The sequence below is a fragment of the Mesorhizobium sp. M6A.T.Cr.TU.014.01.1.1 genome (genome assembly GCF_004022765.1).
In the GTDB taxonomy this organism is placed as follows: domain Bacteria; phylum Pseudomonadota; class Alphaproteobacteria; order Rhizobiales; family Rhizobiaceae; genus Mesorhizobium; species Mesorhizobium mediterraneum.
Genome location: NZ_RZPG01000003.1, coordinates 218,119 through 244,165, shown reverse-complemented (window position 1 = coordinate 244,165; position 26,047 = coordinate 218,119). Strand labels below are relative to the sequence as shown.

Sequence of the window (26,047 nt, the reverse complement as noted above, 5' to 3'; positions counted from 1 at the left end):
AGCTGATCATCGAAAACGACATGGTGCCGGCCTTTCGCGCCGGCGACTTCTCCGGCGGCATAGCCAAGGCCGTCGACGACATGGTCATGGTGCTGGAAGGCAATCCCGAAGAGCTGGAAGCGCGCGGCGAACGCAATCCGACCGACAACAATTCCATCGATCCCATCGTCGCGCTGTTCATCATCGTGTGGGCAATGCTGTTCTTAGGCGGCCTGGCGATGGCGGTCCTCCCGCCGATCTTCGGCACAAAGCTGTCGCCGGGCGTGTATAAATGGCTGGGCATGACGTTTCGCTATGGCCAAAGGTCAGGCTACGCGCGCACGGGCGGCGGCGTCTGGACAACGAGTACTTCGTCCGGCGGCGGCTGGTCATCGGGAAGTTCCGGTAGTGGCTGGTCGTCGGGTGGCGGCGGCTTTTCGGGCGGCGGCGGCTCGTCCGGTGGTGGCGGTTCTTCAGGAAGCTGGTGAGACACAACATGGCAACAAGACCGATCAGCCCCGAGGATCATGACCGTATCGCCAAAGCGATCCGCGCCGCCGAGGCAAAGACCGACGGCGAAATCTACTGCGTGGTGGCCTATGCCAGCGACGGCTATTTCTTTCCGGCCGCGTTCATGGCGACGCTGGCCATGCTCGTCGTCAGCCTCGCCGTCAGTTACGGGCTGGAAGCGTGGTGGCTGTCGATCCGCTTGCCGCATTTCGTCATTGCCCAGCTTTTGGCGTTGGCCTCGGTGCTTGCCCTGTTGTGGGCGCTGCCCGGCTTGCGCATTCATCTGGTGCCGAGGCGGCTGCGCTACCAGGCCGCGCACGCCAATGCGATAAAGCAGTTCCTCGCCCGCAACGTCCATCGCACCACGGCGCGCACCGGCGTGCTGGTCTTCGTCTCCATTGCCGAGCGCTACGCCGAGGTGGTCGCCGATAGCGGCATCGACAGCCGTGTCGGCCAGGATGTCTGGGACAGCGTCGTCCGCGACCTTACCGCGCATGCCGGCGACGATCGTCTCGCCGACGGCTTCATCAAGGCAATCGAAGCGACGGGCGCGGTGCTGGCCGAGCATTTCCCGGTTTCTAACGGCGACAGCAACGAGCTCGACGATCATCTGGTCGAAATCTGAGAGCCTGCCCGTAAACGCTACTCTGCCGGACGCCTGACGTGGTTTTCTGCGCTTCCGATGCTCACGGACCCAAATGTCCGCTGCGCTTCGGTTCTCGAAAACCACGCCATCCGCCTCGGCAGAGCGCATTTTCAGACAGGCTCTTCCCGTGTCGCGGGCCTTCCGATCGCCTGTGCGAAAGCGTGGGAGCCGGCTGACCGGACTCTTGCAATCGGGCGATGCGGGTTTATGGTTAACCAATCATGAACACGCTGAGCATCGACATCAGGAAAGCCGAGCCGCGCGACGCAAGCGCCATCGCCGACGTGCACCTGTTGGCCTGGCGCGGCGCCTATGCCGGCATCATCCCGCATCGCACGCTGACATCGATGATCAACCGCCGCGGCGCCGAGTGGTGGGCGAACGCTATCCGTCGTGCCGCCACCGTCCTGGTCGTGGAGATCGGCGGCAAGATCGCCGGCTATGCCACCATCGGCAAGAATCGCGCCCGCGAGCTCAAGCAGCAGGGCGAGATCTACGAACTTTACGTGCGCCCGGAGTATCAAGGCATCGGGCTCGGCAGCCGGCTATTCTCAGCCGCACGGGCGCGACTGGCTGACGACGGGCTGAAAGGCATGGTGGTGTGGGCGCTGGAGGACAATCAGAACGCGCTCACCTTCTATGCCGGCGCCGGCGGCCGCGACGTCGCCGAGGGCGTCGAGGTCTTCGAGCAGAAGGCGCTGAAGAAGGTCGCCTTCGTCTGGGAATGACGGCTCGACACTCCTCTCGCTAACACCCTCAGCTGTTTTCAGTACCATTCGCCGCATTGCACCATGCGCCCCCGCCCGCTATCGGTTTCCAATCGAAAGAGGGACAAAAGCCATGCGTATCGAAGCCATCGCCATCGGAAAGAACCCGCCGGAGGACGTCAACGTCATCATCGAGGTGCCGATCGGCGGCGAGCCGATCAAGTATGAGATGGACAAGGAGGCCGGTACGTTGTTCGTCGACCGCTTCCTGCATACCTCGATGCGCTATCCCGGCAATTACGGCTTCGTGCCGCACACGCTGTCTGGTGACGGCGACCCGATCGACGTGCTGGTCTGCAACACGCGCGCGCTGGTGCCGGGCTGCGTCATCAATGTGCGGCCGATCGGCGTGCTGGTGATGGAGGACAATTCCGGCCAGGACGAGAAGGTCATCGCGGTGCCGTCGCCCAAGCTGACGCTACGCTATCAGAACGTCACCGAATACACGCAGCTGCCGGACATCACGCGTGACCAGGTGCAGCATTTCTTCGAGCACTACAAGGATCTCGAACCCGGCAAATGGGTCAAGATCGAGGGTTGGCACGATGCCGCCTACGCCAAGAAGATGATCGTCGAGGCGATCGAGCGGGCCAAGGCAAGCAAGTAGGCTAAGGCCCGAAGGACGAACAATGGGCTGCCGCAACCGTTGAGGTTGGCCAAAGCCCCTCAGCCTCGTCATCCTGGGGCGGAGCAAGGAGCGTAGCGACGCAGCGCAGACCCCTGGATCCATGCCGTGACGTCAAAGCGCCGCAACGGTGCAGAATTCTGGTCCGCTGCGCACTTCGGTTGATGTCACGGAATGGATCCCAGGGTCTGCGCTCCGCTTCGCGTCGCTCCGCCCAGGGATGACGAAGTCAGTTGTCGACGCGACCGAAAGCGGGCACGTCGCCGATCATCGCGCGCATGTCCTTGCCGCAGGCAAAGCTGCGTGCCTTCTCGTCGGCGAGCTTGCGCGCCTCATCGTTGGCGGCCGGATTGCCGGTGGCCAGCACCAGTCCGACGGTGCAGCCCTCATACTTCTCCGGCTGGGAGACCTTGGCGACGACCAGCACCTCGGTCGATTTGTTCTCGTCCTCGGGATTGCTGATCGAGCGGCGGTGGATGACGGCGAAGGGAACGGCGAGATCGCCGTTCGTCTCGATGCGCCATTCGAGTTTGGGTCCAGCCGAATTGAAGCCGACGAAGCTCTCCCAGACCGTGGTCATGTCGCTGGACGGAAAACCATAGAAAAGCGATTCGCGGGCATCGTCGTAAGCGATCAGCACCGGGTAGCCGCGATAGCCCGAACAGGTGAGGCTCGCCCAGTCGCCGTCGCCTTCCTCGGCCTGCGCATAAGTCACGCAGTCCTTCTTCGAGTCGAGATCGGTGTAGGCACTGGAAATGTCGCCGGCCTGGGCGGTCTGGCAGAGGCCGGCGAGGGCTAGCGAAATCATCAAAAGGGCTCGCATCGCAGGCAACTCCGTTTCGGGCTGCCGTAGCGTATCGTCAAACGCTATTTCTGCAAGCTCGCTTCGATCAGCAGGTCGGCGTTCCGGGCCACCGATTTTGCCGGTCCGCCGGCACCGAACAGCTGCCCGCTGATATAGGCGCCCTCGATCAGGAGCAGCAGCCCGTCGCCCAGCGTGTCGGCGTCGCCAGCACCCATTGCCGCCGCCATGGCGCGCAGGCGTCGTCGCAGTTCCTGCTTGTTGGCCTCGCTCACCACGCGGGCCGGATGGCCGTGCTCGGGATACTCGACCGCCGCATTGGTCATGCCGCAGCCGCGATAGTCGGGTCTTTGCGTGCGCTTGCCGATGCGGGTCAGGAATGCGGCGATCTGCGCGCGCGGATCGCCGGGATGGGCAGCCACTGCCTCGTCGAAGCGGGCCCAGAACTCGAGGTCGTATTGCCGGAGATAGGACGCGGCCAATTCGTCCTTGGAGGGAAAGCTGCGATAGAGGCTGGGCTTGGTGACGCCGGCACGCCGCACGATCTCGTCGACGCCGATCGCCCTGATGCCTTGCCGGTAGAATAGGTCGCGGGCAACGCGAAGGATTTTTTCGCCGGCGCGGGGCGGTGTCACTTCATCCGCTTTGATCGTTGGTTCAATGCTTTTCATCTAGGACGTGCCGTGGCCTGCTTGACAATGTTACCGATCGGTACGTATACCTCGGTGTAACTGCAACGTACCGGTCAGTAACATGATAGCTCAATCCCGCCCGTTTGGCCAGCGCTACGCTTTCGTCGTGGTTGCCGTCATTTTCCTTTGCCTGCTGATCGCGGCGGGCCTGCGGTCGGCGCCGGCCGTCATGATGCTGCCGCTGGAGGAGAGTTTCGGCTGGCGGCGCGATGTCGTCTCGCTCGCCGCGGCCATCGGCATCTTCCTCTACGGCCTGACCGGGCCGTTTGCCGCGGCACTGATGGAACGGGTCGGGCTGCGCCGCACGCTGCTGGCATCGCTGGTGGTGATGTCGGGCTCGACGGCGCTCAGCCTGTTGATGACCGAGCCGTGGCACCTGCTTCTCACCTGGGGAGTATTCTCCGGCGTCGGTTCGGGCGCGGTCGCCACGGTGCTTGGCGCCACCATCGTCAACCGCTGGTTCAAGACCAATCGCGGCCTGGTGATGGGACTGATGTCGGCCTCCGCCGCCACCGGCCTGCTGGTGTTCCTGCCACTGCTCGCCGCGCTCGCCCAGTCGGGCGGCTGGAAGCCGGTCGCCATCGCCATTGCGGTGGCCACCGCTTGCCTGGTGCCGCTGGTCTGGCTGCTGGTGCCGGAGCGTCCAGCTTCGATCGGCATGGTGCGCTACGGTGCTGACGCCGACGACGTGCCGCCGGTTCCACCGGCCTCGCAGGGCAATTTTCTCACCCACACGCTCAGCACGCTGCGCCGTGCCGCCGGCACTCGCGTGTTCTGGTATCTGTTCGCGACCTTCTTCATCTGCGGGTTCACCACCAATGGCCTGGTCGGCACGCACCTGATCGCGTTTTGCGGCGACATGGGCATCGGCCAAGTGCAAGCTGCCGGCCTGCTGTCGCTGATGGGCATCTTCGACCTGATCGGCACGACGCTGTCGGGCTGGCTCACCGACCGCTTCGACCCGCGCAAGCTGCTCGGCGTCTATTATGGCATTCGCGGCCTGTCGCTGATCTATCTGCCTTATTCCGGCTTCTCGTCGACCAGCCTGATCATTTTCGCCGTGCTCTATGGATTGGACTGGATCGCCACCGTGCCGCCGACGCTCAGGCTGTCGAACGAGGCGTTCGGTGATCGTAGTGGACCGATCGTCTTTGGTTGGATCGTCGCCGGCCATCAGGTGGGTGCGGCGGCCGCCGCTTTCTTCGGCGGCACGATGCGCGAATTTCAGGGCAATTACGAGCTTGCCTTCCTCATCGCCGGCATGACGGCAATAGCCGCAGCCTGTATCTCGCTGTTGATCAACACCAGCCGTCCGGCCTTCGACCCGGAACCGCAGGCGGCGTAGGAGCAGGCCACTTCGCCTGTTTCCGAAGCGGTCAACTGGTTTTCCACAGTGTTGAGCGGGGCAATCGCTGGTGCGGGGCGCCAGCGTTGCTCTCCCTTCTCCCCTTGTGGGAGAAGGTGGCCGAGCGAAGCTCGGTCGGATAAGGGGTGCTCCAGCTTGGCTGCGACGGCACTCCGTCCAACACCCCTCTTCCGTCTTGGCGCTACGCGCCAATCCACCTTCTCCCACAGGGGGAGAAGGAAAGAACGCCCCCCGCCTGTTGATCGTCAAAAAACCTTCATGGTTTCGAGATGCGGCTGAAACATTGACGCTGGACCTTGGCGGCGACGTTCAACGCCATCCAGGAGACAGCCATGAACAAAATTTCGATGACGCGGCGCGCTTTCGTCACGTCGGCGAGCGCCGTTGGCCTCATCGGTGCTTCAGGCCTCGCGCTTCCCTACTATTCCCGCGCCAATCAGCGGCCGGCCTTCACCCATGGTGTCCAGTCCGGCGACGTCGACGCCACCAGCGGCATGGTCTGGACGCGCACCGATCGCCCGTCGCGCGTCATGTTTGAAGTGTCGTCGACGGAGAATTTCGCCAACGCCGTCCGCCTTGCGCCGCTCGATACGTCGCCGGCCAGCGATTACACGGTAAAACGGCTGCTCACCGACCTCGCCTCGGATCAGGATATCTTCTACCGCATGACAGCGGCCGATCTCGCCGACATCAACGCCGTCTCCGAGCCGACCGTCGGCCGCTTCCGCACGGCGCCGGCCTCGAAGCGCGACATCCGGTTCGCCTGGTCGGGCGACACCGCCGGCCAAGGTTGGGGCATCGACGAAACCGGCATGAAGACCTATGCCACGATCGGCAAGCATACGCCCGACTTCTTCCTGCATTCCGGCGACACCATCTATGCCGACGGCGCGATGAAGGACGAGGCGGACCTGCCCGACGGCGGCAAATGGAAGAACACCGTCCTCATCGACGAAAAGCGCAAGGTTGCCGAGACGCTGGACGAGTACCGGGGCCAGTGGAAGTACAATTTGATGGACAAGAACGTGCTGGGGCTCAACGCCATCTGCCCGACCTTCTACCAGTGGGACGACCACGAGGTGGTGAACAACTGGTCGGATTCGAAGGACCTGAGCTCCGACGATCGCTACTCGGAAAAAAACATCCATGTGCTGGCGGCACGCGCGGCACGCGCCTTCCACGAAATGACGACGATCCGCTACGAGCCGTCGGAACCGGGCCGCGTCTATCGCAAGATCGCCTATGGGCCGCTGCTCGACGTGTTCTTCCTCGACATGCGTTCCTATCGCGGCGCCAATGGCCCTGGCATGCAGGAGACGGTGACGCCGCAATCGCGCATTCTCGGCGAACAGCAGACCAAATGGCTGAAGCGCGAACTGGCAAACTCCAACGCGACCTGGAAAATCATTGCCGCCGACATGCCGCTCGGTCTCGTCGTCTGGAACGACGCCAGCAAGAAGGCCGGCGCCGAGGCCGTCAGCAATGGCGACAATGGCCCCGCCAAGGGCCGCGAGCTGGAAATTGCCGACCTTCTTCGCTATATGCTATATAAAGAACGCTGGTATCAGCAACACCGTCTGGCTGACCGCCGACGTGCACTACACGGCGGCGCACTACTACAATCCAGACAAGGCGCAGTTCCAGGACTTCAATCCGTTCTGGGAGTTCGTCTCGGGTCCGCTCCACGCTGGCACCTATGGACCCAATGATTTCGACATGACCTTCGGCCCGGAGCTGAAATTCATCAAGGCGCCAACTGCCGAGCAGGGGCAGAACCTGCCACCGTCGGCCGGCCTGCAGTTCTTCGGCCTCGTCGATATCGACGGCGCCACTGAACAGATGACTGTGCGGCTTATGGATCGCGACGACAATGAACTCTACAAGGTCACGCTGGATCCGGTCCGGTCGGCCTGAGAGGACTGGCGCCTGTTCACCCTCCGCACAAGGGGAGGGTGAAGCGCGATCGTCAGTCCGGATAGCAGACGGTTGGAATCTTGGGCCAGACCGCGCTGTCGCAGCCGGCGTTTTCCTGCCTCTGCTTGAAGGCGGCACTGACCGGCCCGGTCACCACCGGGTCGACGCCATCGGGAGCATCGGCAAACAACTGCTCCGCCGTTCGTGTGTCGGACGGCAGGGCAGGGCGAGCCTCCTTGAGCGTCGCGGCCGACTGTGCTGCGCCTGCCGCAACGAGGACGGCGAGGGCAGCCCATGCGAAGATTGGCCGGTATCTGATGCCCGTATTGCTCATGAAATTTGAACTGTCCCGACCGCGAAAGGTTCCGCTTTGGTTAATAAATCCATTTCACACCAAGACGCTTAAGATTTGGTGACCATGTATTTGGTGGCACGCCTCCTCTTTCGCAATTGCGAAAAACCCTGTATGAGCCGCCCAACCGAAAGAGGCAGCGCCTTTTGGCCTGCTGCCTGCAACGCTCCCGAGACCACAACATGAAAATTCGTAATATCGCGATCATCGCGCACGTCGACCATGGAAAAACCACCCTCGTCGACCAGCTCCTGAAGCAGTCCGGCTCGTTCCGCGACAACCAGCGCGTCGCCGAACGCGCCATGGATTCGAACGACTTGGAAAAGGAACGCGGCATCACCATCCTGGCCAAGGCGACCTCGGTCGACTGGAAGGATACCCGCATCAACATCGTCGACACCCCCGGCCACGCCGATTTCGGCGGTGAAGTCGAGCGCATCCTGTCGATGGTGGATTCGGCCATCGTGCTGGTCGATGCCGCCGAGGGGCCGATGCCACAGACCAAATTCGTCGTCGGCAAGGCGCTCAAGGTCGGATTGAAGCCGATCGTCGTCATCAACAAGATCGACCGGCCGGACGCCCGTCACGTCGAGGTGGTCAACGAAGTGTTCGACCTGTTTGCAGCGCTCGACGCGACCGACGAGCAGCTCGACTTCCCGATCCTTTACGGTTCGGGCCGCGACGGCTGGGTCTCGGAAAACCCCGAAGGGCCGAAGGACCAGGGCCTGTCGCCGCTGTTCGACCTCGTCATCAAGCATGTGCCGGCGCCGACCGTTCATCCCGGCCCGTTCCGCATGATCGGCACCATCCTGGAGGCCAATCCGTTCCTCGGCCGCATCATCACCGGCCGCATCGAATCCGGCACGCTGAAATCCAACCAGGCGGTCAAGGTGCTGCATCATGACGGCACCCAGGTCGAAACCGGCCGCATCTCGAAGATCCTCGCTTTCCGTGGGCTCGAGCGCCAGCCGATCGACGAGGCGCAGGCGGGCGACATCGTCGCCATTGCCGGCCTGTCGAAGGGAACCGTCGCCGACACCTTCTGCGACCTGTCGGTGACCGAGCCGCTGCATGCGCAGCCGATCGATCCGCCGACCGTGACAATGTCGTTCCTCGTCAACGATAGCCCGCTGGCCGGCACCGAGGGCGACAAGGTGACCAGCCGCGTCATCCGCGACCGCCTGCTGCGCGAGGCCGAAGGCAATGTCGCGCTGAAGATCGAGGAATCGCCTGATAAGGATTCGTTCTTCGTCTCAGGGCGCGGCGAATTGCAGCTTGCCGTGCTGATCGAGACGATGCGCCGCGAAGGTTTTGAGATCGCCGTGTCGCGTCCGCGCGTCGTCATGCAGCAGGGCGAGAACGGCGAATTGCTGGAGCCGGTCGAGGAAGTCGTTATCGACGTCGACGAGGAGCATGCCGGCGTCGTCGTACAGAAGATGTCGGAGCGCAAGGCCGAGATGGTCGAGTTGCGTCCGTCCGGCGGCAACCGCCAGCGCATCGTCTTCCACGCGCCGACACGCGGCCTGATCGGCTACCAGTCGGAACTGTTGACCGACACGCGCGGCACCGCTGTCATGAACCGGCTGTTCCATGCCTACGAGCCCTACAAAGGCGAGCTGGCGGGCCGCACCAACGGCGTGTTGATCTCCAATGAACAGGGTGAATCGGTCGCCTATGCCATGTGGAACCTGGAAGACCGTGGCCCGATGGTCATCGACCCGGGCGTCAAGGTCTATCAGGGCATGATCATCGGCATCCATTCACGCGACAACGACCTCGAAGTGAACGTGCTGAAGGGCAAGAAGCTGACCAACATCCGCGCCGCCGGCAAGGACGAAGCGGTGAAACTGACGCCGCCGATCCGCATGACGCTGGAACGCGCGCTGGCCTGGATCCAGGACGACGAGCTGGTCGAGGTGACGCCGAAGACCATCCGCCTGCGCAAGCTCTACCTCGACCCGAACGAGCGCAAGCGTTTTGAGAAGTCGGCGAAAGTGGTCGGCGCGGCGTAAGCTTTTTTCTCCGGAAACAATTATCGAGGGAGGGAGCATTGCTCCCTCCCTTTTGCTTTACCCGCCGGCGGCCGAGATGATGGCGTCGCGGTCGGTTTCGCCGGCCAGATCGATGCGGATCGCCGTTCCCGCGCGTGCCGGCTTGCGCAAGGCTTTGGCCCCGTCCGGACCAACGACCAGCAATCGCTTCTCGTCCCAAGCCTGAAGCCGCGATCGCGAGATGCCGAGTTCACCGGCGAGCAACCGGTCGAGCCGCAGCGCTGTCGGCATCTCCAGCCCGAGCTGGAGTTCGAGAGCGGTGGTGTTTTCCGGCCTGTCGCCGAGCACCTCCTTATGAACGGCGGCTTCGGGAAACTCCTCGATGCGTCCGATCCTGCTGCGCAATGCGACAACATCGAAGGCATGGCGACGCGCCAGGCCTGGGTCGTTGCTTTCGAGCGCCTGCAAAAGCGCAGGCTCGATGTCGCGGCGGTTGCACCGCTCCAGAATGCCGAAATTCCAGGAATTGTCGCAATCGATGCAGCGGTAGATCAGCCACGCATCGATGCGTTTGCCATTGGCGTTGACGCGGAATTTTCCGCTGCAGTGGTACGCCTTGAAGGCGCCGCAGCGGTTGCAGTTGATGTGAGGTCGAGGTGCGGTTTTGGGTGCGATCGCCCAGCGGATACGCAGTATCGAAGACATGCCGAAAAGCCCTTCCCGTCGGGAAGTTCGTCAGATCGGCGATGTCGAGATGCCCATGCGGGCACGGCGTGGCGAGAGGCTGCGGTGGTCGGAAATCAGGTGTCGCGGGTGATTGTGCGCGACAGCGGTTCAGCAGTGCCAAACCGGTCTCGAACCGCCACCCTGAGGAACACATGATATGAAACAGAGGTCGCGAAAAGCGGCGCCATGCATTGTGTCGGGGGAGTTGACGAGACCGGCGGTTACGTAGGCAAAGTGAAGCTCAAAAATGTGTCGGGACGAAACTTCTAGCTGCGACGCGCCGGGTCGACAAGCCCCTTCTATTATCGATGCTACCGCCGCGGGGGCACTTGCGCTAATATCGAGCGATCAACGTCCCAAGCAAAGATCCCGGTCATGCACTTCACCTCGCTTCTGATCTTCGCCGCCGCCCTTTTCGTCGCCGCTGGCTCGCCCGGCCCCTCGATTGCCGCTCTGGTGGCGCGGGTCATCGCAAAGGGCTTTCGCGACGTGTTCCCGTTCCTGCTCGCCATGTGGATCGGTGAGGGCATCTGGCTGTCGCTGGCGGTGTTCGGACTGGCGGTGGTGGCGCAGACCTTCCATCTTGCCTTCGTCGTGCTGAAATGGGTCGGCGTCGCCTATCTCGCCTACCTCGCCTGGAAGATGTGGACTGCCCCGGTCGAGGCGCGTGAGGGCGAGATGCCGCGCGAGGAGTCGGCCATCAAACTGTTCTTTGCCGGGATGGCGGTGACACTCGGCAATCCCAAGATCATGATGTTCTATCTGGCGCTGCTGCCGACCATCATCGATCTCGCCTCGGTGACGGTCGTCGGCTGGGTCGAGCTGACGCTGACCATGGCCGTGGTTCTGGTCGCCATCGATCTCGCCTGGGTGCTGGCGGCAGCGCAGGCGCGAAAGCTGTTGAAGAGCAAGCGGGCGATGAAGATCGCCAACCGCGTCAGCGCTGGCACCATGGCCGGCGCTGCGGCGGCGATCGCGGCGCGGTCCTGAGCCGGCGCGTCAACTCATTTCGATGATCGGCGCGATCTCGACGCTGAAACCCGGGTCCGTCAGGATAGGACAATCCTTGGCTTTGGCGACGGCATCGTCGATGTCTTTCGCTTCGATGATTGTATAGCCGGCGGTCGGATTGCTGCCGCCATTGTTCTCGACCTTGCCGCCGGGCAGCACGGTCTTCGACATGCCGACCGGATTGCCGCCGTCGACAACGGCCGAGCCAAGCTTGCCGTACCAGCCGTTCCAGGCATCCATCGCTGCTTTCCGCTCGGCCTCGTCGGTCGGCATCTTGCCCGAGCCGTGATAGACGTAGAGAAACTTCGCCATGGTCTCCTCCCTTGATCGCGGCATCGAACCGGCATGCGGTCACGCCGCAGGAGCGATCATCGGACCAAACCGGCAAAGACGCAACGAGAATGCGCGATAGCTAATATACAGATGACTCGCACATCACCGCGCCATCGCGTGGTATTCATCGTTCGGCCGCATGTCGACTGCCGCTGCCACCCGGTTCGACATGTTGAAGAAGGCGGCGGTCGAGGCGATGTCCCAGATGTCGCGGTCGGAAAAGCCAGCTTCACGCAGCGCTGCCCGGTCGGCTTCGACGATCTTCGCCGGTTGCTCGGTCAGCTTCACCGCGAATTCGAGCATCGCCTTCTGTCTCGCGGAAAGATCGGCGGCGCGGAAATTCATCACCATCATCTCGCCGAAGGCCGGGTCCCCTGAAAGCTGGCGCACCGCCGCGCCATGGGCGGCGAGGCAATAATAGCAGTGGTTGATGGAGGAGACGGCCACCGCGATCATCTCGCGCTCCAGCTTCGACAGGCCGGATTGGCCCAGCATCAGCTCGTTGTACATATCGGTGAAGGCACGCAGCTTCGTCTCGTCGAAAGCGTAGGCCAAAAGCACATTGGGAACGAGGCCGAGCTTCTCCTCGCATTTGGCGAAATAGGCTTTTGTCGCTTCGCTCCGCTCCGCGGGTGCGAGATCGAGTGCAGTGATTTTGTCAGTCATGGCGGATTTTCTCCTTATTTTCGGTGACCCACCGGCGAATTCCGACATTTCGTCGCAAGCCGTCAAACCTTTGTCGCCAAGTACCGGTCATCTGCTACCATAGTTGCAAAACATATGACGGGAGGGATTAGCGACATGGCCGGCCTGAAATCCGCAAGCCAGTTGAAAAAGTTGAGCACGGCCAAGGGCAGCGAAAAGTCCGGCAGGCTTGCCGACTACCTGCTGGCCCGCGCGCCGGCCGAAGATGTCGCCGCCTATGATGTCGCCGACCTCGAACGCGCCGCCGATCTTGCCGGCCGCGCTGTCGCCAGGCACAAGAAGGGCGATTGCGTCGTCGCCATAGAGGTCGATTCCGGTGTCGTCCGCCAGGGCAGACCGATGACCGTGATCACCGTCGTCAACGACAACATGCCGTTCCTGTTCGATTCCATCCTCGGCGAGATCTCCGAGAGCGCTGGCGAGCCGCTGCTGGTTACCCATCCGGTCATCGTCGTCAGGCACGGCAAGAGCGGCGTCGACGAAATCCTCGGCGATGGCGGGTTTGCCAAGGGCGATCACAGTCATGAGCGGCTGAGCGTCATCCACGTCCATATCGGCCGTCTTTCGGCCGATCAGGCCGAGGCATTGGCCGGACGGCTGAAGAAAATATTGGACCAGGTGCGCGCCGCTGTCACCGACTGGAAGCCGATGCTGGCCCGCCTCGACCAAGCAATCTCGGAGTTCCGCTACGCTCCGGTGCCGCTCGACAAGGCTCACGTCACCGAAGCGATCGCCCTCCTCGAATGGTTGCGCGACGACAATTTCACCTTCCTCGGCATGCGCGAGTTCAAATACACCGGCGGCGAGAAGAGCGGCACGCTGGAGCGCACCGAAAAGCCCGGCCTCGGCATCCTCTCCGATCCCGACGTGCTGGTGTTGCGGCGCGGCACTGAAGCGGTGACGACGACGCCGGAAATCCGCGCCTTCCTGCACGGGCCGGAACCGCTGATCGTCACCAAGGCCAACGCCAAATCGTCGGTGCACCGCCGCATCTATCTCGATTACATCGGCGTCAAGACCTACACCGCCAAGGGCGTGCTTTCGGGCGAGCTGCGCATCGTCGGTCTGTTCACCTCGACGGCCTATACGCGCTCGGTGATGAAGATCCCCTATCTCAGGTCGAAAGCCGAAACCATCATCGCCAAATCCGGTTTCAACCCTGAAGATCACTCCGGCAAGGCACTGATCAACGTGCTGGAGAGCTATCCGCGCGACGAGCTGTTCCAGGTTCCGGTGCCGGTCCTGCGCAAGCACGCCCAAGCGCTTCTGGGGCTGATCGAGCGGCCACGCGTCAGGGCGCTGGTGCGCGTCGATCAGTTCGACCGCTTTGTCTCGATCCTCGTCTTCGTGCCGCGCGACCGCTACGATAGCATCGTGCGCGAGAAGATCGGCACCTATCTGAAGACGGTGTTCGAAGGCCGGCTGTCGGCCTACTATCCCGCCTTTCCGGAAGGCGGACTGGCGCGCGTCCATTTCATCATCGGCCGTTCCGGCGGCAGAACGCCGAAGATCGACCAGGCGACGATCGAGGCAGCGATCCGCGCCATCGTGCGGACCTGGGACGACATTCTGCGCGAGACCGCGGCCGAGACCGGCGCCGATGCGACGCTCACGGCGATCGCCGCGCGCTTCTCGGGAAGCTATCGCGACAGCTTCTCGCCGGCAGAGGCATTGGCCGATGCCGGGCGCATCGCCAGGATCAGCGCGGCCAATCCGATCGCCATCGACTACTACCGCCATGTCGACCAGGAACCGCATCAGGCGGCGCTGAAGATCTATCACCATGGCAGCCCGGTGGCGCTTTCGCGACGGGTGCCGGTGCTGGAGAACATCGGTTTCCGCGTTATCAGCGAGCGCACCTTCGAGGTCGGCGACGACGCTTCCGGCATGATCAATAGTGATCAGCCGGGCATGGTCTTCATCCACGACATGGAACTCGAAAACAGCTACGGCAAGCCGATCGACCTTGGCGACCGCGGCGCGCTGTTCGAGGACGCGTTCCTTTCCGTCTGGCGCGGCGACATCGACAATGACGGCTATAACGGCCTTGCCCAGACCGCCGGCCTGTGGTCGGGCGAGGTCACCATCCTGCGTGCCTATGGCCGCTATCTGCAGCAGGCCGGGATCCCGCAGAGCCAGGATTTCATTGCCGCCGCGCTCAACCGCTATCCGGAAATCGCGCGTGGCCTGCACGAGCTGTTCGTTGCCCGCCTCGGACCGACGGCGGAGACGGAAGGGGTGGTCGCGGCCAAGCACCTCAAGGCCAAGATCAGGGATGCGTTGGAGGAGGTTCCCAACATCGATGACGACACCATCATCCGTCGCTACCTCAACCTGATCGAAGCCTCGCTACGCACCAATCATTTCGTCCCCGATATGAAAGAGAAGGGCCAGTCGCTGGCGATCAAGCTCGATTCGCAGGCGGTCGACGGCCTGCCGGCGCCGCGGCCGTGGCGGGAGATCTTCGTCTACGGTTCCGAGGTCGAGGGCGTGCACCTGCGCTTCGGCCCGGTCGCCCGCGGCGGTCTGCGTTGGTCGGACCGCGCCCAGGACTATCGCACCGAGGTGCTCGGCTTGGTCAAGGCGCAGCAGGTCAAGAATGCGGTAATCGTGCCGGTTGGCGCCAAGGGCGGCTTCTATCCGAAGAAGTTGCCGATGGGCGCCGGCCGCGACGCCATCTTCGAAGCCGGCGCGTCCGCCTACAAGAATTACGTCTCCAGCCTGTTGTCGATCACCGACAATATCGGCATCGACGAGGTTATCCCGCCTGCCGGTGTGATCAGGCGCGACGAGGACGATCCCTATTTCGTCGTCGCCGCCGACAAGGGCACGGCGACCTTCTCCGACACCGCCAATGCCATCAGCGAGAAGCATGGCTTCTGGCTCGACGACGCCTTCGCCAGCGGCGGCTCGGCCGGCTACGACCATAAAAAGATGGGCATCACCGCCAAGGGCGCCTGGGAAGCGGTCAAGCGGCATTTCCGCGAGATGAACCGGGATATCCAGACCACACCCTTCACCGCTGTCGGCGTTGGCGACATGTCGGGCGACGTGTTCGGCAACGGCATGCTCCTGTCCGAGAAGACCCGGCTGATCGCCGCCTTCGACCATCGCGACATCTTCATCGATCCCGATCCCGACATGGCGGCTTCGATGGTCGAGCGCCGGCGCATGTTCGCCCTCGCCCGTTCGAGCTGGCAGGACTACGACAAGACAAAACTGTCCGAAGGCGGCGTCATCGTCTCGCGCAGCCAGAAGTCGATCACGCTGCCGCCGGCCGCAGCCGCGGCGATCGGTCTCGGCAAGACGACCGCCTCGCCGGTCGAGATCATGAACGCCATCCTCAAGGCGCCGGTCGACCTTTTATGGTTCGGCGGCATCGGCACGTATCTGAGGGCATCGACGGAAACCAACCAGGATGTCGGCGATCGCGCCAACGATGCTATTCGGGTGACCGCGCTCGACGTGCGCGCCAAGGTCATCGGCGAGGGCGCCAATCTCGGTGTGACGCAGCGGGCCCGCATCGAGTTCGGGCTGAATGGCGGTCGCTGCAATTCCGACGCCATCGACAATTCGGGCGGCGTCAACTGCTCCGATGTCGAGGTCAACATCAAGATCGCGCTGGCTTCCGCCATGCGCAAGGGGGCGCTGACCCGCCCGGTGCGCAACAAGCTGCTTGCCGAGATGACCGACGAGGTAAGCGCGCTGGTGCTGTCCAACAATTACGAGCAGACGCTGGCGCTGTCCCTTGCCCGCAAGCGCGGCCTCGCCGACATCGCCCATCAGAGCCGTTTCATGGCAGCGCTCGAGGCGCGCGGCCTGCTCGACCGCGCGGTGGAGACGCTGCCGTCGCCGGCAGCTCTTGCCGAGCGTGAGGCGCGCGGTGAGCCGTTGACCAGGGCCGAGCTCGGCGTGCTGTTGGCCTATGCCAAGATCGTGCTGTTTTCCGACATCGTCGCCAGCGACGTGCCGGACGATCTGCATTTCGACCGTGACCTGATGGGCTATTTTCCGGACCGTATGGCGAAGAAATACGCGGCCGAGATCCACGGCCATCGCCTGCGCCGCGAAATCATCGCCCGTGTCGTCGCCAACGACCTGGTCAATCGTGGCGGCCCATCCTTCGTCAACAGGCTGCAGGAAGCGACCGGCCGCGGCGCGGCCGACGTGGTCCGGACCTTCGCCTTGGTGCGCGACGGCTTCGGATTGCCGGCGCTCTATCGCCAGATCGACGCGCTCGACAATCAGATCGACGGACAGGTGCAGCTCGACCTTTATCAGACCGTTAGCCGGCTTACTTATGTGGCCAGCGGCTGGTATCTCAAGAACGATGCCAGCACCGCGCCGCTCGGCCAAAGGATCGCCGAATTGCAGGACGCGCGCAAGGCACTGGAGCCGAAGCTCGTTTCGCTGCTGCCGGCCTTCTCGCGCGAGTGGATCGAGGAGCGGCGGCATGGTCTAGCCAAGGGCGGCGCGCCCGAAAGGCTTGCCGAACAGCTGGCGCTGACCGATGTGGCAGGCGTCGTCCCTGACATCGCGCTGACGGCCCGAACGGCGAATGCCGACATTGTCGTCGCCGCGAAGGCGTTTTTCGCTGTCAGCGATGCCTTCCGCATTCCGCGTGTCGAGGACGCAGCGCGCTCGATCGCGCCATCCGACTACTACGATCAATTGGCTCTCTCCCGCGCCACCGACACGATCGGCGCGGCCAGGCGCGGCATCGCGGTGGCGGCGCTGACCGGTCATGCCGAGGCGGCGGACCCGGTGGCGGCATGGCTGGAGGCGGGCGGGGAACGGGTCGCGCGTATCCGCGAGCGGCTGCAGGCGCTGACCGAGGGCGGCGACATCACCGTGTCGCGGTTGTCGGTGGCATCGGGCCTGATCAGCGACCTGATGGGGATGTGAGAAGTCTTCCACATCGCGCGGGATTGCCGGCAAGAACTGCGCTATAGAGCGAAGCGGCGACCGCTCCGGGGCGCCGTTTGCGGGAGGGGATATGGCCGAAATAGCAGTGCAGCGGGCATCGGGACGCGGCATCTGGGGATGGATGCTGTTCGACTGGGCGGCGCAGCCGTTCTTCACGGTCATCACCACCTTCATCTTCGGACCCTATTTCGTCTCGCGCATGGCCAGCGATCCGGAGACAGGCCAGGCGGCATGGGGTTACGGCATCGCCGCAGCCGGGCTGGTCATCGCCGTGCTGTCGCCGATCCTCGGCTCGATCGCCGACCAGACCGGCCCACGCAAACCCTGGATTGCTTTGTTCGCCGCAATCAAGATCACCAGTCTTGGCCTGCTGTGGCTCGCCGCCCCCGGCTCCAATCTGTTTCTTGTGGTAGCGTTGTTCTCGCTGGCCTCCGTTGCCGCCGAATTCTCAACCGTGTTCAACGATTCGATGATGCCGCGTCTGGTGCCGAAGAGCGAAATCGGCCGAATCTCGAATATGGCATGGGGTCTTGGCTATCTCGGCGGCATGATCGCGCTGATCTTCGTCGTCGCTTTCATGGCCAGTTCGCCGGAAACCGGCAAGACGCTCCTCGGCTTCAATCCAATCCTCGGGCTTGATCCGAAACTCGGCGAGGATGCACGGGCGACCGGACCGCTCTCGGCGGGGTGGTATTTTCTATTCATCCTGCCAATGTTCTTTTTCACGCCCGATGCGGTGAAGGGCATTCCCCTACGACCGGCGGTGCGCGAGGGGCTGTCGGAACTGAAATCGACGCTGGGCGAAATACGCAAGCGCAGCGGCATCTTCCGCTTTCTCGTTGCCCGCATGATCTATCAGGACGGCGTCAATGCATTGCTTGCGCTGGGCGGTGCATTTGCGGCGGCGATGTTCCACTGGTCGATCACCGAGATCGGCCTGTTCGGCATCATCCTCAACGTCGTCGCCATCGTCGGTTGCCTCATTGCCGCACGCCTCGACACGGCGCTTGGCTCCAAGACCATAGTGATGATTTCGCTTGTCCTGCTCAGCATCGCCACGATCGGCATCGTCTCGACCGGGCCGGGCTATACGCTGTTCGGTGCCTGGATGATGCCCGGAGCCGATAGCGGCGGATTGTTCGGTACACCGGCGGAAAAAGCCTACATCTTCTTTGGTCTGCTGATCGGGCTTGCCTTCGGACCGGTGCAGGCATCGTCGCGCTCCTATATGGCGCGCAGCGTCACCGCTGCCGAATCGGGCCGCTATTTCGGCATCTATGCGTTGGCCGGACGGGCTACGAGTTTTGCTGCGCCGTTCATGGTGGCGACGATCACGCTGGCCAGCGGCTCGGCGCGGCTCGGCATGGCGGTAATCGTGCTGTTCCTCGGCATCGGCCTAGCGATCTTGATTCGCACGCCTTATCCGGCGGACAACCCGCCGGCGGCGTAGGGGCGCCTTTCCCTTCTCCCCTTGTGGGAGAAGGTGGATCGGCGCGTAGCGCCGAGACGGATGAGGGGTGTTGGAAGAAACTCAACGTGAAACATCAAGGGATTTGAAGCGCTTACGTCTTCGTCGCAGCGATCCTGCCCTCACCCCTCATCCGACCGAGCTTCGCTCGGCCACCTTCTCCCACAGGGGGAGAAGGGAAGAAGGGCTCAATGCCGGAAATGCCTGACGCCCGTAAACACCATGGCGATACCGTGCGCGTCGGCGGCGGCGATGACATCGTCGTCGCGCATCGAGCCGCCCGGCTGGATGACGGCGGTGGCGCCGGCTTCGATCGCTGACAGGAGCCCGTCGGCGAAGGGGAAGAAGGCATCGGAGGCGACGACAGACCCTTTGGTCAGCGGCTCGGCCATGCCGGCAGCCTCGGCTGCGTCGAGCGCTTTGCGCGCCGCGATGCGCGAGGAATCGACCCGGCTCATCTGGCCGGCGCCGATGCCGACGGTGGCGCCATCTCTGACATAGACGATGGCGTTCGACTTGACGTGCTTTGCGACGCGGAAGGCGAATTTGAGATCGGCCATCTCGGCCGGCGTCGGCGCGCGCCTGGTCACCACTTTCAGGTCCAGATCATCGACCACCGCATTGTCGCGGCCCTGGACGAGCAATCCGCCGGAAACGGATTTCACGGTGGTGCCGGCCGAGCGCGGATCGGGCAGGCCGCCGGTGACAAGCAAGCGTAGATTCTTCTTGGCGGCGACGATGCGGATAGCTTCTTCCGAGGCGCCCGGCGCGATGATGACCTCGGTGAAGGTTTTCACGACCTCCTCGGCGGCCTCGGCATCGAGAATACGGTTCATCGCGACAATGCCGCCAAAGGCCGAGACCGGATCGCAGGCAAGCGCCTTGGCGTAGGCCGCCTTCAGCGAAGTGCCCTCGGCGACGCCGCACGGGTTGGCGTGCTTGATGATGGCGACGGTGGCGGAGCGGGCCGGATCGAACTCGCCAACCAGCTCGAAGGCGGCGTCGGTGTCGTTGATGTTGTTGTAGGAAAGCTGCTTGCCCTGAAGCTGGCGCGCCGTCGCGACGCCCGGCCGCTTGTCGCCATCGATGTAGAAGCCGGCGCCCTGATGCGGGTTCTCGCCGTAGCGCATCACCTGGTCCAGTCTGCCGCCGAAGGCGCGCCAGGTGGGATGCTCGATCTCCAGCGCCTCGGCGAACCAGCCGGAGATCGCCGCATCATAGCTGGCAGTGCGGGCAAAGGCCTTGGCCGCCAGCTTCTTGCGGAAATCCAGCGAGAGCGAGCCGAAATTCATCTCCAGAGCGTTGAGCACCGAGGCATAGTCCTCGGGATCGGTGACGATGGCGACATAAGCGTGGTTCTTGGCCGAAGCGCGGATCATCGCCGGGCCGCCTATGTCGATGTTCTCGACGATCGAGGCGTAAGCGGCCCCGGAGCGGCGGACATCCTCGAAAGGGTAGAGATTGGAGACGACGAGATCGATAGGCTCGATGCCATGATCGCGCATCGCCGCCGCGTGTTCGGGATCGTCGCGCACGCCAAGCAGCGCGCCATGCACCGACGGATGCAGCGTCTTGACGCGGCCGTCCATGATCTCTGGAAAGCCGGTAAGCTCAGAGACGTCGCGGACGGCCATGCCTGCCTCAGCGATCGCCTTTGCCGTGCCGCCGGTGGAGACCAGCTCGACACCCGCCGCGGCCAGCGCCCGCGCGAGATCGAGGAGCCCGGTCTTGTCGAAAACGGAGAGCAGCGCGCGACGCACGGGAACGAGATCGGGCTCGGGAATGTTCTTGGCGGCGACGGCCATGGGCTGGCGGCCTTTCACGGCTGGTTGGGAAAGTGTCCGCGCGCCGTAGCACATGAGACCTGGAAATCAAACTGCGAGGCTAGCCGCAGTCTCAGCTTTTTTCCGGATGACCGGCGATAACCGTTCGCGTCAGTTGCCAATGGACTTCGGAAACCTCCGATGCCCTGAAGGCCAGCACGATCTGCCGGCTGCGGCGCGGGCCGCCAAGACCGGCGAAATAGATGGATTCCTCGACCTCGGGCGCCACCTCGGTACAGGTGAACACCCAGGTGTCGGCCTGGTCAGCGGCCAGAACCAGGCGGTCGTGCTCGTCCTGAAGCATGCCTATGTCGGGATGGATGTGGAAGCGCACCGTGACGAAGTCGCGGCCATTGTTGCGGATCGCGGCATTGCCGGGCCGCTGAAAACGGTCCCTGCCGGCGAGCACGTTGCCGTTCGTCGACAATTTCAGCTCGCGCTCATGCAGCAAGCCGAAGCGCGCGACATAGCCGTCGTGACGGGCCAGGAAACCCTGGCTGCCCGGCTGGTCGGTGCGTTTGCAAGGCACATGCTGCGGGCCGCCGATCAACGGCGTGCCGAGGAGATCGTTGACGCGCAGCGAATGGCTGAAACGCGCCGACGAGGTGTCGTTGATGGTGGCGGTCGAGTGGGCGGCCGTGGCGCGGGCAAGCGGCCTGAATTCGGCGGCGCCATAGGTGTCGACGCCAGCGTTGACGACATAATGCTGGCGGCCGGACGACAGCTCGAAGGCCAGGCATCCGGCGTGCGCCGCGTTGGAAACGTCGATAGGCGGTGGCAGGCCGGTATCGGCGACCACGGTGACGCCGCCCATGGAGAGGCGCTCGTAGCCCGAATGTGGCGCGTGCAGCAACGGCGCGCCGGCGGTGTCGTCGTGGCGCAGAATGGTGGCGATGCGGTCGTGGATGGTCGCGCCCATGCCGTTGAAGCGGGCGAGGCTGCCGTCCTGGTGGCGAAAGAAGCGCAGCGCCGGCAGCATACGGTCGATGGCGCCCATCAGCGCCGCCGGCGGCGTCTCGGCTTGATTGGCATAAGTCTGGCGCAACGGCAGAAGGTCGGCGAGGATTTCAAGCACGGTCATCGGATTGCGGGAAATATGGCCGCCATCCGGCAGAATCTGACGGTCAAGCTCTTCGGCCAGGTTGCGGGTCGCGCCGCGCAAAGCCGATGCCGGCGCCGGTAGCGACAAAGCGGCAAAGGCAAGCGCGATGCGGGCGCGCAGCCTGTCCTTGCCGTCCGGCATCTCGCGTGCCATCGCCCTGAGATAGCGGATCTGCACGGCCAGCGATTTCAGGAATGCCCGGTAAAAGGGAAATTCAGCGCCCTGCAGCACCACCGAGGAATGCTGCAGCCAGGCGATGACGCGCTTGGCCGTCGTGCCGGGCTCCCAGGCGACACCGGAAATTTGGCTGCCATGGATAGTGATCCAGTCGGAGACCAGCGCGCGCGCGTTGGCGGCGGCAAGCTCGGTGCCGGCGGCGCGCATATGGCGCAGCCAGCGAAAACCGTGCAGGGCCTTTTGCCATCCGGGATTGGGCACGGCGATCTGGAAGGGCGATTTGCCGCCGGTCTCGACCAGATGTCCCGACAGCGGATAGCGGCCATAGTAGATCTCCAGCGCGATCTGGGGGTCGGCCAGGCGCAGGTCCGGCGGAGCGATCAAAACGCGTTCCGGCGTGCGGCCGGAGTAGCGCCAGCGATAGACCGGCCCGGCGCGCAGGCGCCGGCGCGTCTTGCGCCAAAACTCCTTCGCGACAAGCGTCCATAGACGTGTCGTGCTGCCGGCAGCGATCGCCAAAAGCCCTCCTCATAGCCCTCAAGCCGAAGACAAGTTTATATGATTCAAGAACTTATGCGAAGGCGAATTCATCGGAAGCTTTGGAGTTCAGCCTGTTTTCCGCAGGATTCAACCTAAATAGTCGTCAAATTTTTAGCATTAGCCGGCTCTGCGCATCCGGGCGGCGAAGAAGCCGTCCAGGCCGGACCGTTCCGGTGAGCCGAGATCGAGATCGGCGGGCGTGGTGCGCAGCGTGCCTTGCGGCGTCAGGAACGGATCGATGCCGGCGATCTCTCCCGGGCGGAGCGGATCGTCGACGATATCAGCCGTCCCGGCGAGGAACGCGCGGTGAAGCGCCTCGCCTTCGAGCGGGTCGAGCGAACAGTTGGAAAAGACGATGCGCCCGCCGGGCCTGACCAGGGTGACGGCGCGGGCGAGCAGCCTTGCCTGCAGATCGGCGAGCTTTTCGACGTCGGCCGCGGTCTTCGTCCAAGGCACGTCGGGATGCCGCCGCACCGTGCCGGTCGAAGAGCAGGGCGCGTCGAGGAGGACGGCGTCGAACAGTTCCTTCGGCTCATATTTGAGCAGATCGGCCTGAACGATCTCTGCGGACAGGCCGAGCCGCTCGAGATTCTGCGAGAGCCGCGCCAACCGGTTCTTTGAGGAATCGATCGCGGTGACCTTGGCGCCGGCAAGTATCAGCTGGGCGGTCTTGCCGCCTGGGGCGGCACAGAGATCGGCGACGCGCAAACCCTTTATGTCGCCGAAGAGCCGGGCCGGAAGGCTGGCCGCGGCATCCTGAACCCACCAAGCGCCATCTTCGAAGCCTGGCAACTCGGTGACGGAGGCGCTGAGCTTTTCCACCCGCACTGTGCCAGTCGGCAGCACGATGCCGCCGAGCCGCTCGGCCCACAACGCGGGATCGGACTTGACGGTGAAATCGACCGGCGCTTCGTGCCGATGAGCGGCGAGAATCTGCCTGGCCTTGTCGACGCCATAGGCGGCCTTCAGCCGGTCGGAAAACCATTTCGGCGCTTCGTCGGTAGCGGCAAGCGCTGCAGCCAGCTCGGCCTGCTTGGACCGCGCCAGCGTGCGCAGCACGCCGTTGACGAGACCAGAGAAGCGCACCGTGCGCGGATCGGACTTGGCGTGGGTCACGGCAAGGTCGACGGCGGCGCTGTCGGGAATGTCGAGGAACAGGATCTGTGCAGCCGCCACATGCAGAATATGCGAAAGCGCGGTGGCATTGGGCGGCAGCGGCTTTTCCAGGCGGCGGGCCAGCAGCCCTGATATGGTCATGCGGAAGCGCAGCGCGGTGACCAGTATGGCGCGCACCAGCGCCCGGTCGCGGAGATCCAGCGCCTTGTATTGCGGATGGCCGTTCTCATGGTCGGTCAGCCCGTCAAGTGGCGTCCTCGCGTCGATGACGGCAGCAAGCAGCCGTGCGGCCGCCTTGCGCGCGGCAAGGCCGGCAACGGGCTCGCCGGGGCTCACTGCATTGTTTTCATGATCGCCTGAAATTCGGTGCCGGCGTTTCGCTTCGCTCACGACCACGGACCCTTGGGTCCGGTCGGATTGCGGCCCCAGGGATTGGATTTCGGCCGGGCCGGTTGCGCCGGCGGCTGCTCGGGCTGCTGAGCTGCCTTCTCCCACGGGCCCGAAGGCTGCTGCTCACCGGCCTGCTCTGGCATCGGAGCTTGCGGCCGCGACTGGGCGGATCCGCCACCGACCGCCATGTCCCGCGCCATCGCCTGCAGGGCCGCGATGCGGTTATCGGTATTCGGGTGGGTGGAAAACAGACTGTCCATGCGCTCCCCGGAAAGAGGATTGATGATGAAGAGGTGGGCGGTCGCCGGATTGCGCTCGGCATCCGGGTTGCGGATGCGTTCGGCGCCACGGGCGATCTTGTCAAGGGCCGAGGCAAGCCAAAGCGGGTTTCCGGCTATTTCGGCGCCGCGCCGGTCGGCCTCGTATTCGCGGGTACGACTGATCGCCATCTGCACGATCATCGCAGCAAAGGGCGCCACGATCATCGCCACCAGCACGCCGACAAAGCCGAACGGATTGTTGCTGTCGCGGTTGCCGCCGAAAAAGAAGGCGAAATTGCCGAGCATCGAGATCGCGCCGGCAAGCGTGGCGACGATCGTCATGGTCAGCGTGTCGCGGTGCTGCACATGGGCGAGCTCGTGCGCCATCACCGCGGCGACTTCTTCAGGCGACAGTTGCTGCAACAGTCCGGTGGTGGCGGCGACCGCGGCGTTCTGCGGGTTGCGGCCGGTGGCGAAGGCGTTGGGCTGCGGGTTGTCGATCAGATAGGTTTTCGGCATCGGCAGGCCGGCCTGTCTGGCGAGGCTCTGCACGATGGCGTAATATTCCGGCGCATTCCTTTCGTCGACCTCGACCGCGCGGTGCATCGACAGCACCATCTTGTCGGCGTTCCAATAGCTGAACAGGTTCATGCCGGCGGCAATCAGCAAGGCGATCACCATGCCGCCCGATCCGCCGATCAGATAGCCGACGCCCATGAACAGCGCGGTCATCGCGGCCAAAAGCATGGCGGTGCGAAGTGTGTTCATCGTCTGCTCCGTTTCTGCCGGCGCTGCGTAAAAGGGGTCGATCCTTGTCGGCTCATCGCTATATGATGGGAAACGCTTGGCCCTGTTTCAATCCGGGAATATCGCATGATCGACGAAACCAGTAAAACAGGCAAAACCGGTAATACAAATGCCGGCCCCGGTCACCGTGCGCTGCAAAAGACGCTGACGCCGGCAGCCCGCCGCGCCTTGGCGGAAGCGGAAGCACGGCGCGAACACTACCGCCAGCAGGAAGCCGCGATGCCCCGGGAGATCGGCGGTCGTGGCGGCAAGGAGCCCGGCCGCTATGGCGATTGGGAGGTCAAGGGCCTGACCAGCGATTTCTAGGCACGACCCTGATACTTGAGGCTTAGCAGACCTCGGCGGCGCGCTCCGGCTCGAGGGCGATCCAGCCGCGGTCGTCAACAGCGATACCGATCGCGTCGTAACCGGCGATTGCGGCATGCGGCGTTTGCAGCGGATGCTGGTGCGTGGCGCTGATCACCATGACCGCAGCACCTGCCGCCTCGGCCGCCGATATTCCGGCGGGCGCATCTTCGAAAACGAGGCAGTCGCGCGCATCGACGCCCAGCCGCTCGGCCGCCAGCCGGAAGCAATCGGGCGCCGGCTTGCCGTGGGAAACGTCCTCGGCCGCGACAAGGACGGCGGGAAGCGGGATGCCGGCGGCCGCGATGCGCAGGAGAGCCAGCTCGCGCGGCGCAGAGGTGACGATGGCCCAGCGCTCGGGCGGCAGCGACGCCAGAAACGCCGCGGCGCCGGCGATCGGAAGGATGCCGTCGATATCGGCCACCTCGGCCTTCAGAAGCGCATCGGCTTCGCGCATCGGGTCGACGCCTGGAAGCGCCAGCCGAGCTATGGTCTCAATCGCCCGCACGCCGTGGATCGTCGGCAGGAATGCAGCAACGTCGAGACCTTGCCGGTGTGCCCAATCTGCCCATACCCTTTCTGCCGCGGCAATCGAATTGACCACTGTGCCGTCCATGTCGAACAGGAAGGCTGCGAATTTTTTGCCTGCGAACATCTGCTATCCCGGGAGGTTG

At 63.8% G+C, this 26,047-nt stretch carries 20 protein-coding genes and 2 pseudogenes; 11 read left to right on the top strand and 11 right to left on the bottom strand.

What is annotated here, in order from left to right; genetic code table 11:
• The 4 genes and pseudogenes from EN885_RS06100 to ppa form a co-directional block, all read left to right on the top strand.
• Positions 1-467, top strand: a pseudogene (locus tag EN885_RS06100) (hypothetical protein); the annotation flags it as partial.
• Positions 468-475: 8 nt separating this feature from the next.
• Positions 476-1,114, top strand: a complete 639-nt coding sequence (locus EN885_RS06095) for a TPM domain-containing protein (protein ID WP_128241807.1) — start codon at positions 476-478, stop codon at positions 1,112-1,114.
• 242 nt (positions 1,115-1,356) lie between these two features.
• Positions 1,357-1,863 carry a GNAT family N-acetyltransferase gene (locus EN885_RS06085; protein ID WP_128241805.1) on the top strand — a complete coding sequence of 169 codons (507 nt, stop codon included), beginning with the start codon at positions 1,357-1,359 and terminating at the stop codon, positions 1,861-1,863.
• A 112-nt stretch (positions 1,864-1,975) separates the two neighbouring features.
• Positions 1,976-2,509, top strand: a complete 534-nt coding sequence (gene ppa / locus EN885_RS06080) for an inorganic diphosphatase (RefSeq protein ID WP_128241804.1) — start codon at positions 1,976-1,978, stop codon at positions 2,507-2,509.
• 247 nt (positions 2,510-2,756) lie between these two features.
• Here the strand turns inward: ppa and EN885_RS06075 are convergent, their stop codons facing one another.
• Positions 2,757-3,350 (bottom strand): hypothetical protein, encoded by a 594-nt coding sequence (locus tag EN885_RS06075; RefSeq protein ID WP_128241803.1) that lies wholly within the window; start codon positions 3,348-3,350, stop codon positions 2,757-2,759.
• A gap of 44 nt (positions 3,351-3,394) precedes the next feature.
• A complete protein-coding gene (locus EN885_RS06070; RefSeq protein WP_126104454.1) occupies positions 3,395-4,000 on the bottom strand; it encodes a TetR/AcrR family transcriptional regulator in 606 nt (201 codons plus the stop codon).
• A gap of 82 nt (positions 4,001-4,082) precedes the next feature.
• On the opposite strand from EN885_RS06070, the gene EN885_RS06065 reads away from it, so the two are divergent.
• Both EN885_RS06065 and EN885_RS06060 read left to right on the top strand, forming a co-directional pair.
• Entirely contained in the window at positions 4,083-5,366 is a 1,284-nt protein-coding gene (locus tag EN885_RS06065) for an MFS transporter (protein WP_128241802.1), read from the top strand.
• Positions 5,367-5,719: 353 nt separating this feature from the next.
• Positions 5,720-7,301: pseudogene (locus EN885_RS06060) on the top strand (alkaline phosphatase).
• 52 nt (positions 7,302-7,353) lie between these two features.
• On the opposite strand, the gene EN885_RS06055 reads toward EN885_RS06060, so the two are convergent.
• Positions 7,354-7,635: a hypothetical protein gene (locus tag EN885_RS06055; protein ID WP_128241801.1), complete on the bottom strand. Its 282-nt coding sequence runs from the start codon at positions 7,633-7,635 to the stop codon at positions 7,354-7,356.
• A 200-nt stretch (positions 7,636-7,835) separates the two neighbouring features.
• On the opposite strand from EN885_RS06055, the gene typA reads away from it, so the two are divergent.
• Positions 7,836-9,665, top strand: coding sequence for a translational GTPase TypA (gene typA, locus EN885_RS06050; RefSeq protein ID WP_128241800.1), 1,830 nt, complete (start codon positions 7,836-7,838; stop codon positions 9,663-9,665).
• A gap of 57 nt (positions 9,666-9,722) precedes the next feature.
• On the opposite strand, the gene EN885_RS06045 is transcribed toward typA, so the two are convergent.
• A complete protein-coding gene (locus tag EN885_RS06045; RefSeq protein WP_128241799.1) occupies positions 9,723-10,349 on the bottom strand; it encodes a DUF1062 domain-containing protein in 627 nt (208 codons plus the stop codon).
• Positions 10,350-10,745: 396 nt separating this feature from the next.
• Between EN885_RS06045 and EN885_RS06040 the strand changes: the two genes are divergently transcribed.
• Positions 10,746-11,360 carry a LysE family translocator gene (locus EN885_RS06040; RefSeq protein WP_095487623.1) on the top strand — a complete coding sequence of 205 codons (615 nt, stop codon included), beginning with the start codon at positions 10,746-10,748 and terminating at the stop codon, positions 11,358-11,360.
• Between the two features lie 9 nt (positions 11,361-11,369).
• Here the strand turns inward: EN885_RS06040 and EN885_RS06035 are convergent, their stop codons facing one another.
• Positions 11,370-11,693, bottom strand: a complete 324-nt coding sequence (locus EN885_RS06035) for a YciI family protein (protein ID WP_095487621.1) — start codon at positions 11,691-11,693, stop codon at positions 11,370-11,372.
• A gap of 123 nt (positions 11,694-11,816) precedes the next feature.
• Entirely contained in the window at positions 11,817-12,380 is a 564-nt protein-coding gene (locus tag EN885_RS06030) for a peroxidase-related enzyme (RefSeq protein ID WP_095487619.1), read from the bottom strand.
• Positions 12,381-12,515: 135 nt separating this feature from the next.
• On the opposite strand from EN885_RS06030, the gene EN885_RS06025 reads away from it, so the two are divergent.
• Both EN885_RS06025 and EN885_RS06020 read left to right on the top strand, forming a co-directional pair.
• Complete coding sequence (locus EN885_RS06025) at positions 12,516-17,324, top strand: NAD-glutamate dehydrogenase (protein WP_128241798.1); 4,809 nt, start codon at positions 12,516-12,518, stop codon at positions 17,322-17,324.
• 91 nt (positions 17,325-17,415) lie between these two features.
• Positions 17,416-18,795 (top strand): MFS transporter, encoded by a 1,380-nt coding sequence (locus tag EN885_RS06020; RefSeq protein ID WP_095487615.1) that lies wholly within the window; start codon positions 17,416-17,418, stop codon positions 18,793-18,795.
• Between the two features lie 206 nt (positions 18,796-19,001).
• Here EN885_RS06020 and purH read toward each other — a convergent pair whose 3' ends face one another.
• From purH to htpX, 4 genes are all read right to left on the bottom strand, one after another.
• Positions 19,002-20,618 (bottom strand): bifunctional phosphoribosylaminoimidazolecarboxamide formyltransferase/IMP cyclohydrolase, encoded by a 1,617-nt coding sequence (gene purH / locus EN885_RS06015; RefSeq protein WP_128241797.1) that lies wholly within the window; start codon positions 20,616-20,618, stop codon positions 19,002-19,004.
• Positions 20,619-20,709: 91 nt separating this feature from the next.
• Positions 20,710-22,434: a heparinase II/III family protein gene (locus EN885_RS06010; RefSeq protein WP_095487613.1), complete on the bottom strand. Its 1,725-nt coding sequence runs from the start codon at positions 22,432-22,434 to the stop codon at positions 20,710-20,712.
• A 138-nt stretch (positions 22,435-22,572) separates the two neighbouring features.
• The gene (locus tag EN885_RS06005; protein WP_164897790.1) at positions 22,573-23,967 is read right to left on the bottom strand and encodes an RsmB/NOP family class I SAM-dependent RNA methyltransferase; all 1,395 of its coding nucleotides are present in this window, start codon (positions 23,965-23,967) and stop codon (positions 22,573-22,575) included.
• Positions 23,958-24,989, bottom strand: coding sequence for a zinc metalloprotease HtpX (gene htpX / locus EN885_RS06000; RefSeq protein ID WP_128241796.1), 1,032 nt, complete (start codon positions 24,987-24,989; stop codon positions 23,958-23,960). The genes EN885_RS06005 and htpX overlap by 10 nt, the downstream gene beginning before the upstream one ends.
• Before the next feature lie 105 nt (positions 24,990-25,094).
• Between htpX and EN885_RS05995 the strand changes: the two genes are divergently transcribed.
• The gene (locus tag EN885_RS05995; protein ID WP_164547085.1) at positions 25,095-25,334 is read left to right on the top strand and encodes a DUF1674 domain-containing protein; all 240 of its coding nucleotides are present in this window, start codon (positions 25,095-25,097) and stop codon (positions 25,332-25,334) included.
• A gap of 22 nt (positions 25,335-25,356) precedes the next feature.
• Here EN885_RS05995 and EN885_RS05990 read toward each other — a convergent pair whose 3' ends face one another.
• Positions 25,357-26,028 carry an HAD-IA family hydrolase gene (locus EN885_RS05990; protein WP_095487607.1) on the bottom strand — a complete coding sequence of 224 codons (672 nt, stop codon included), beginning with the start codon at positions 26,026-26,028 and terminating at the stop codon, positions 25,357-25,359.
• Between the last annotated feature and the right edge of the window lie 19 nt (positions 26,029-26,047).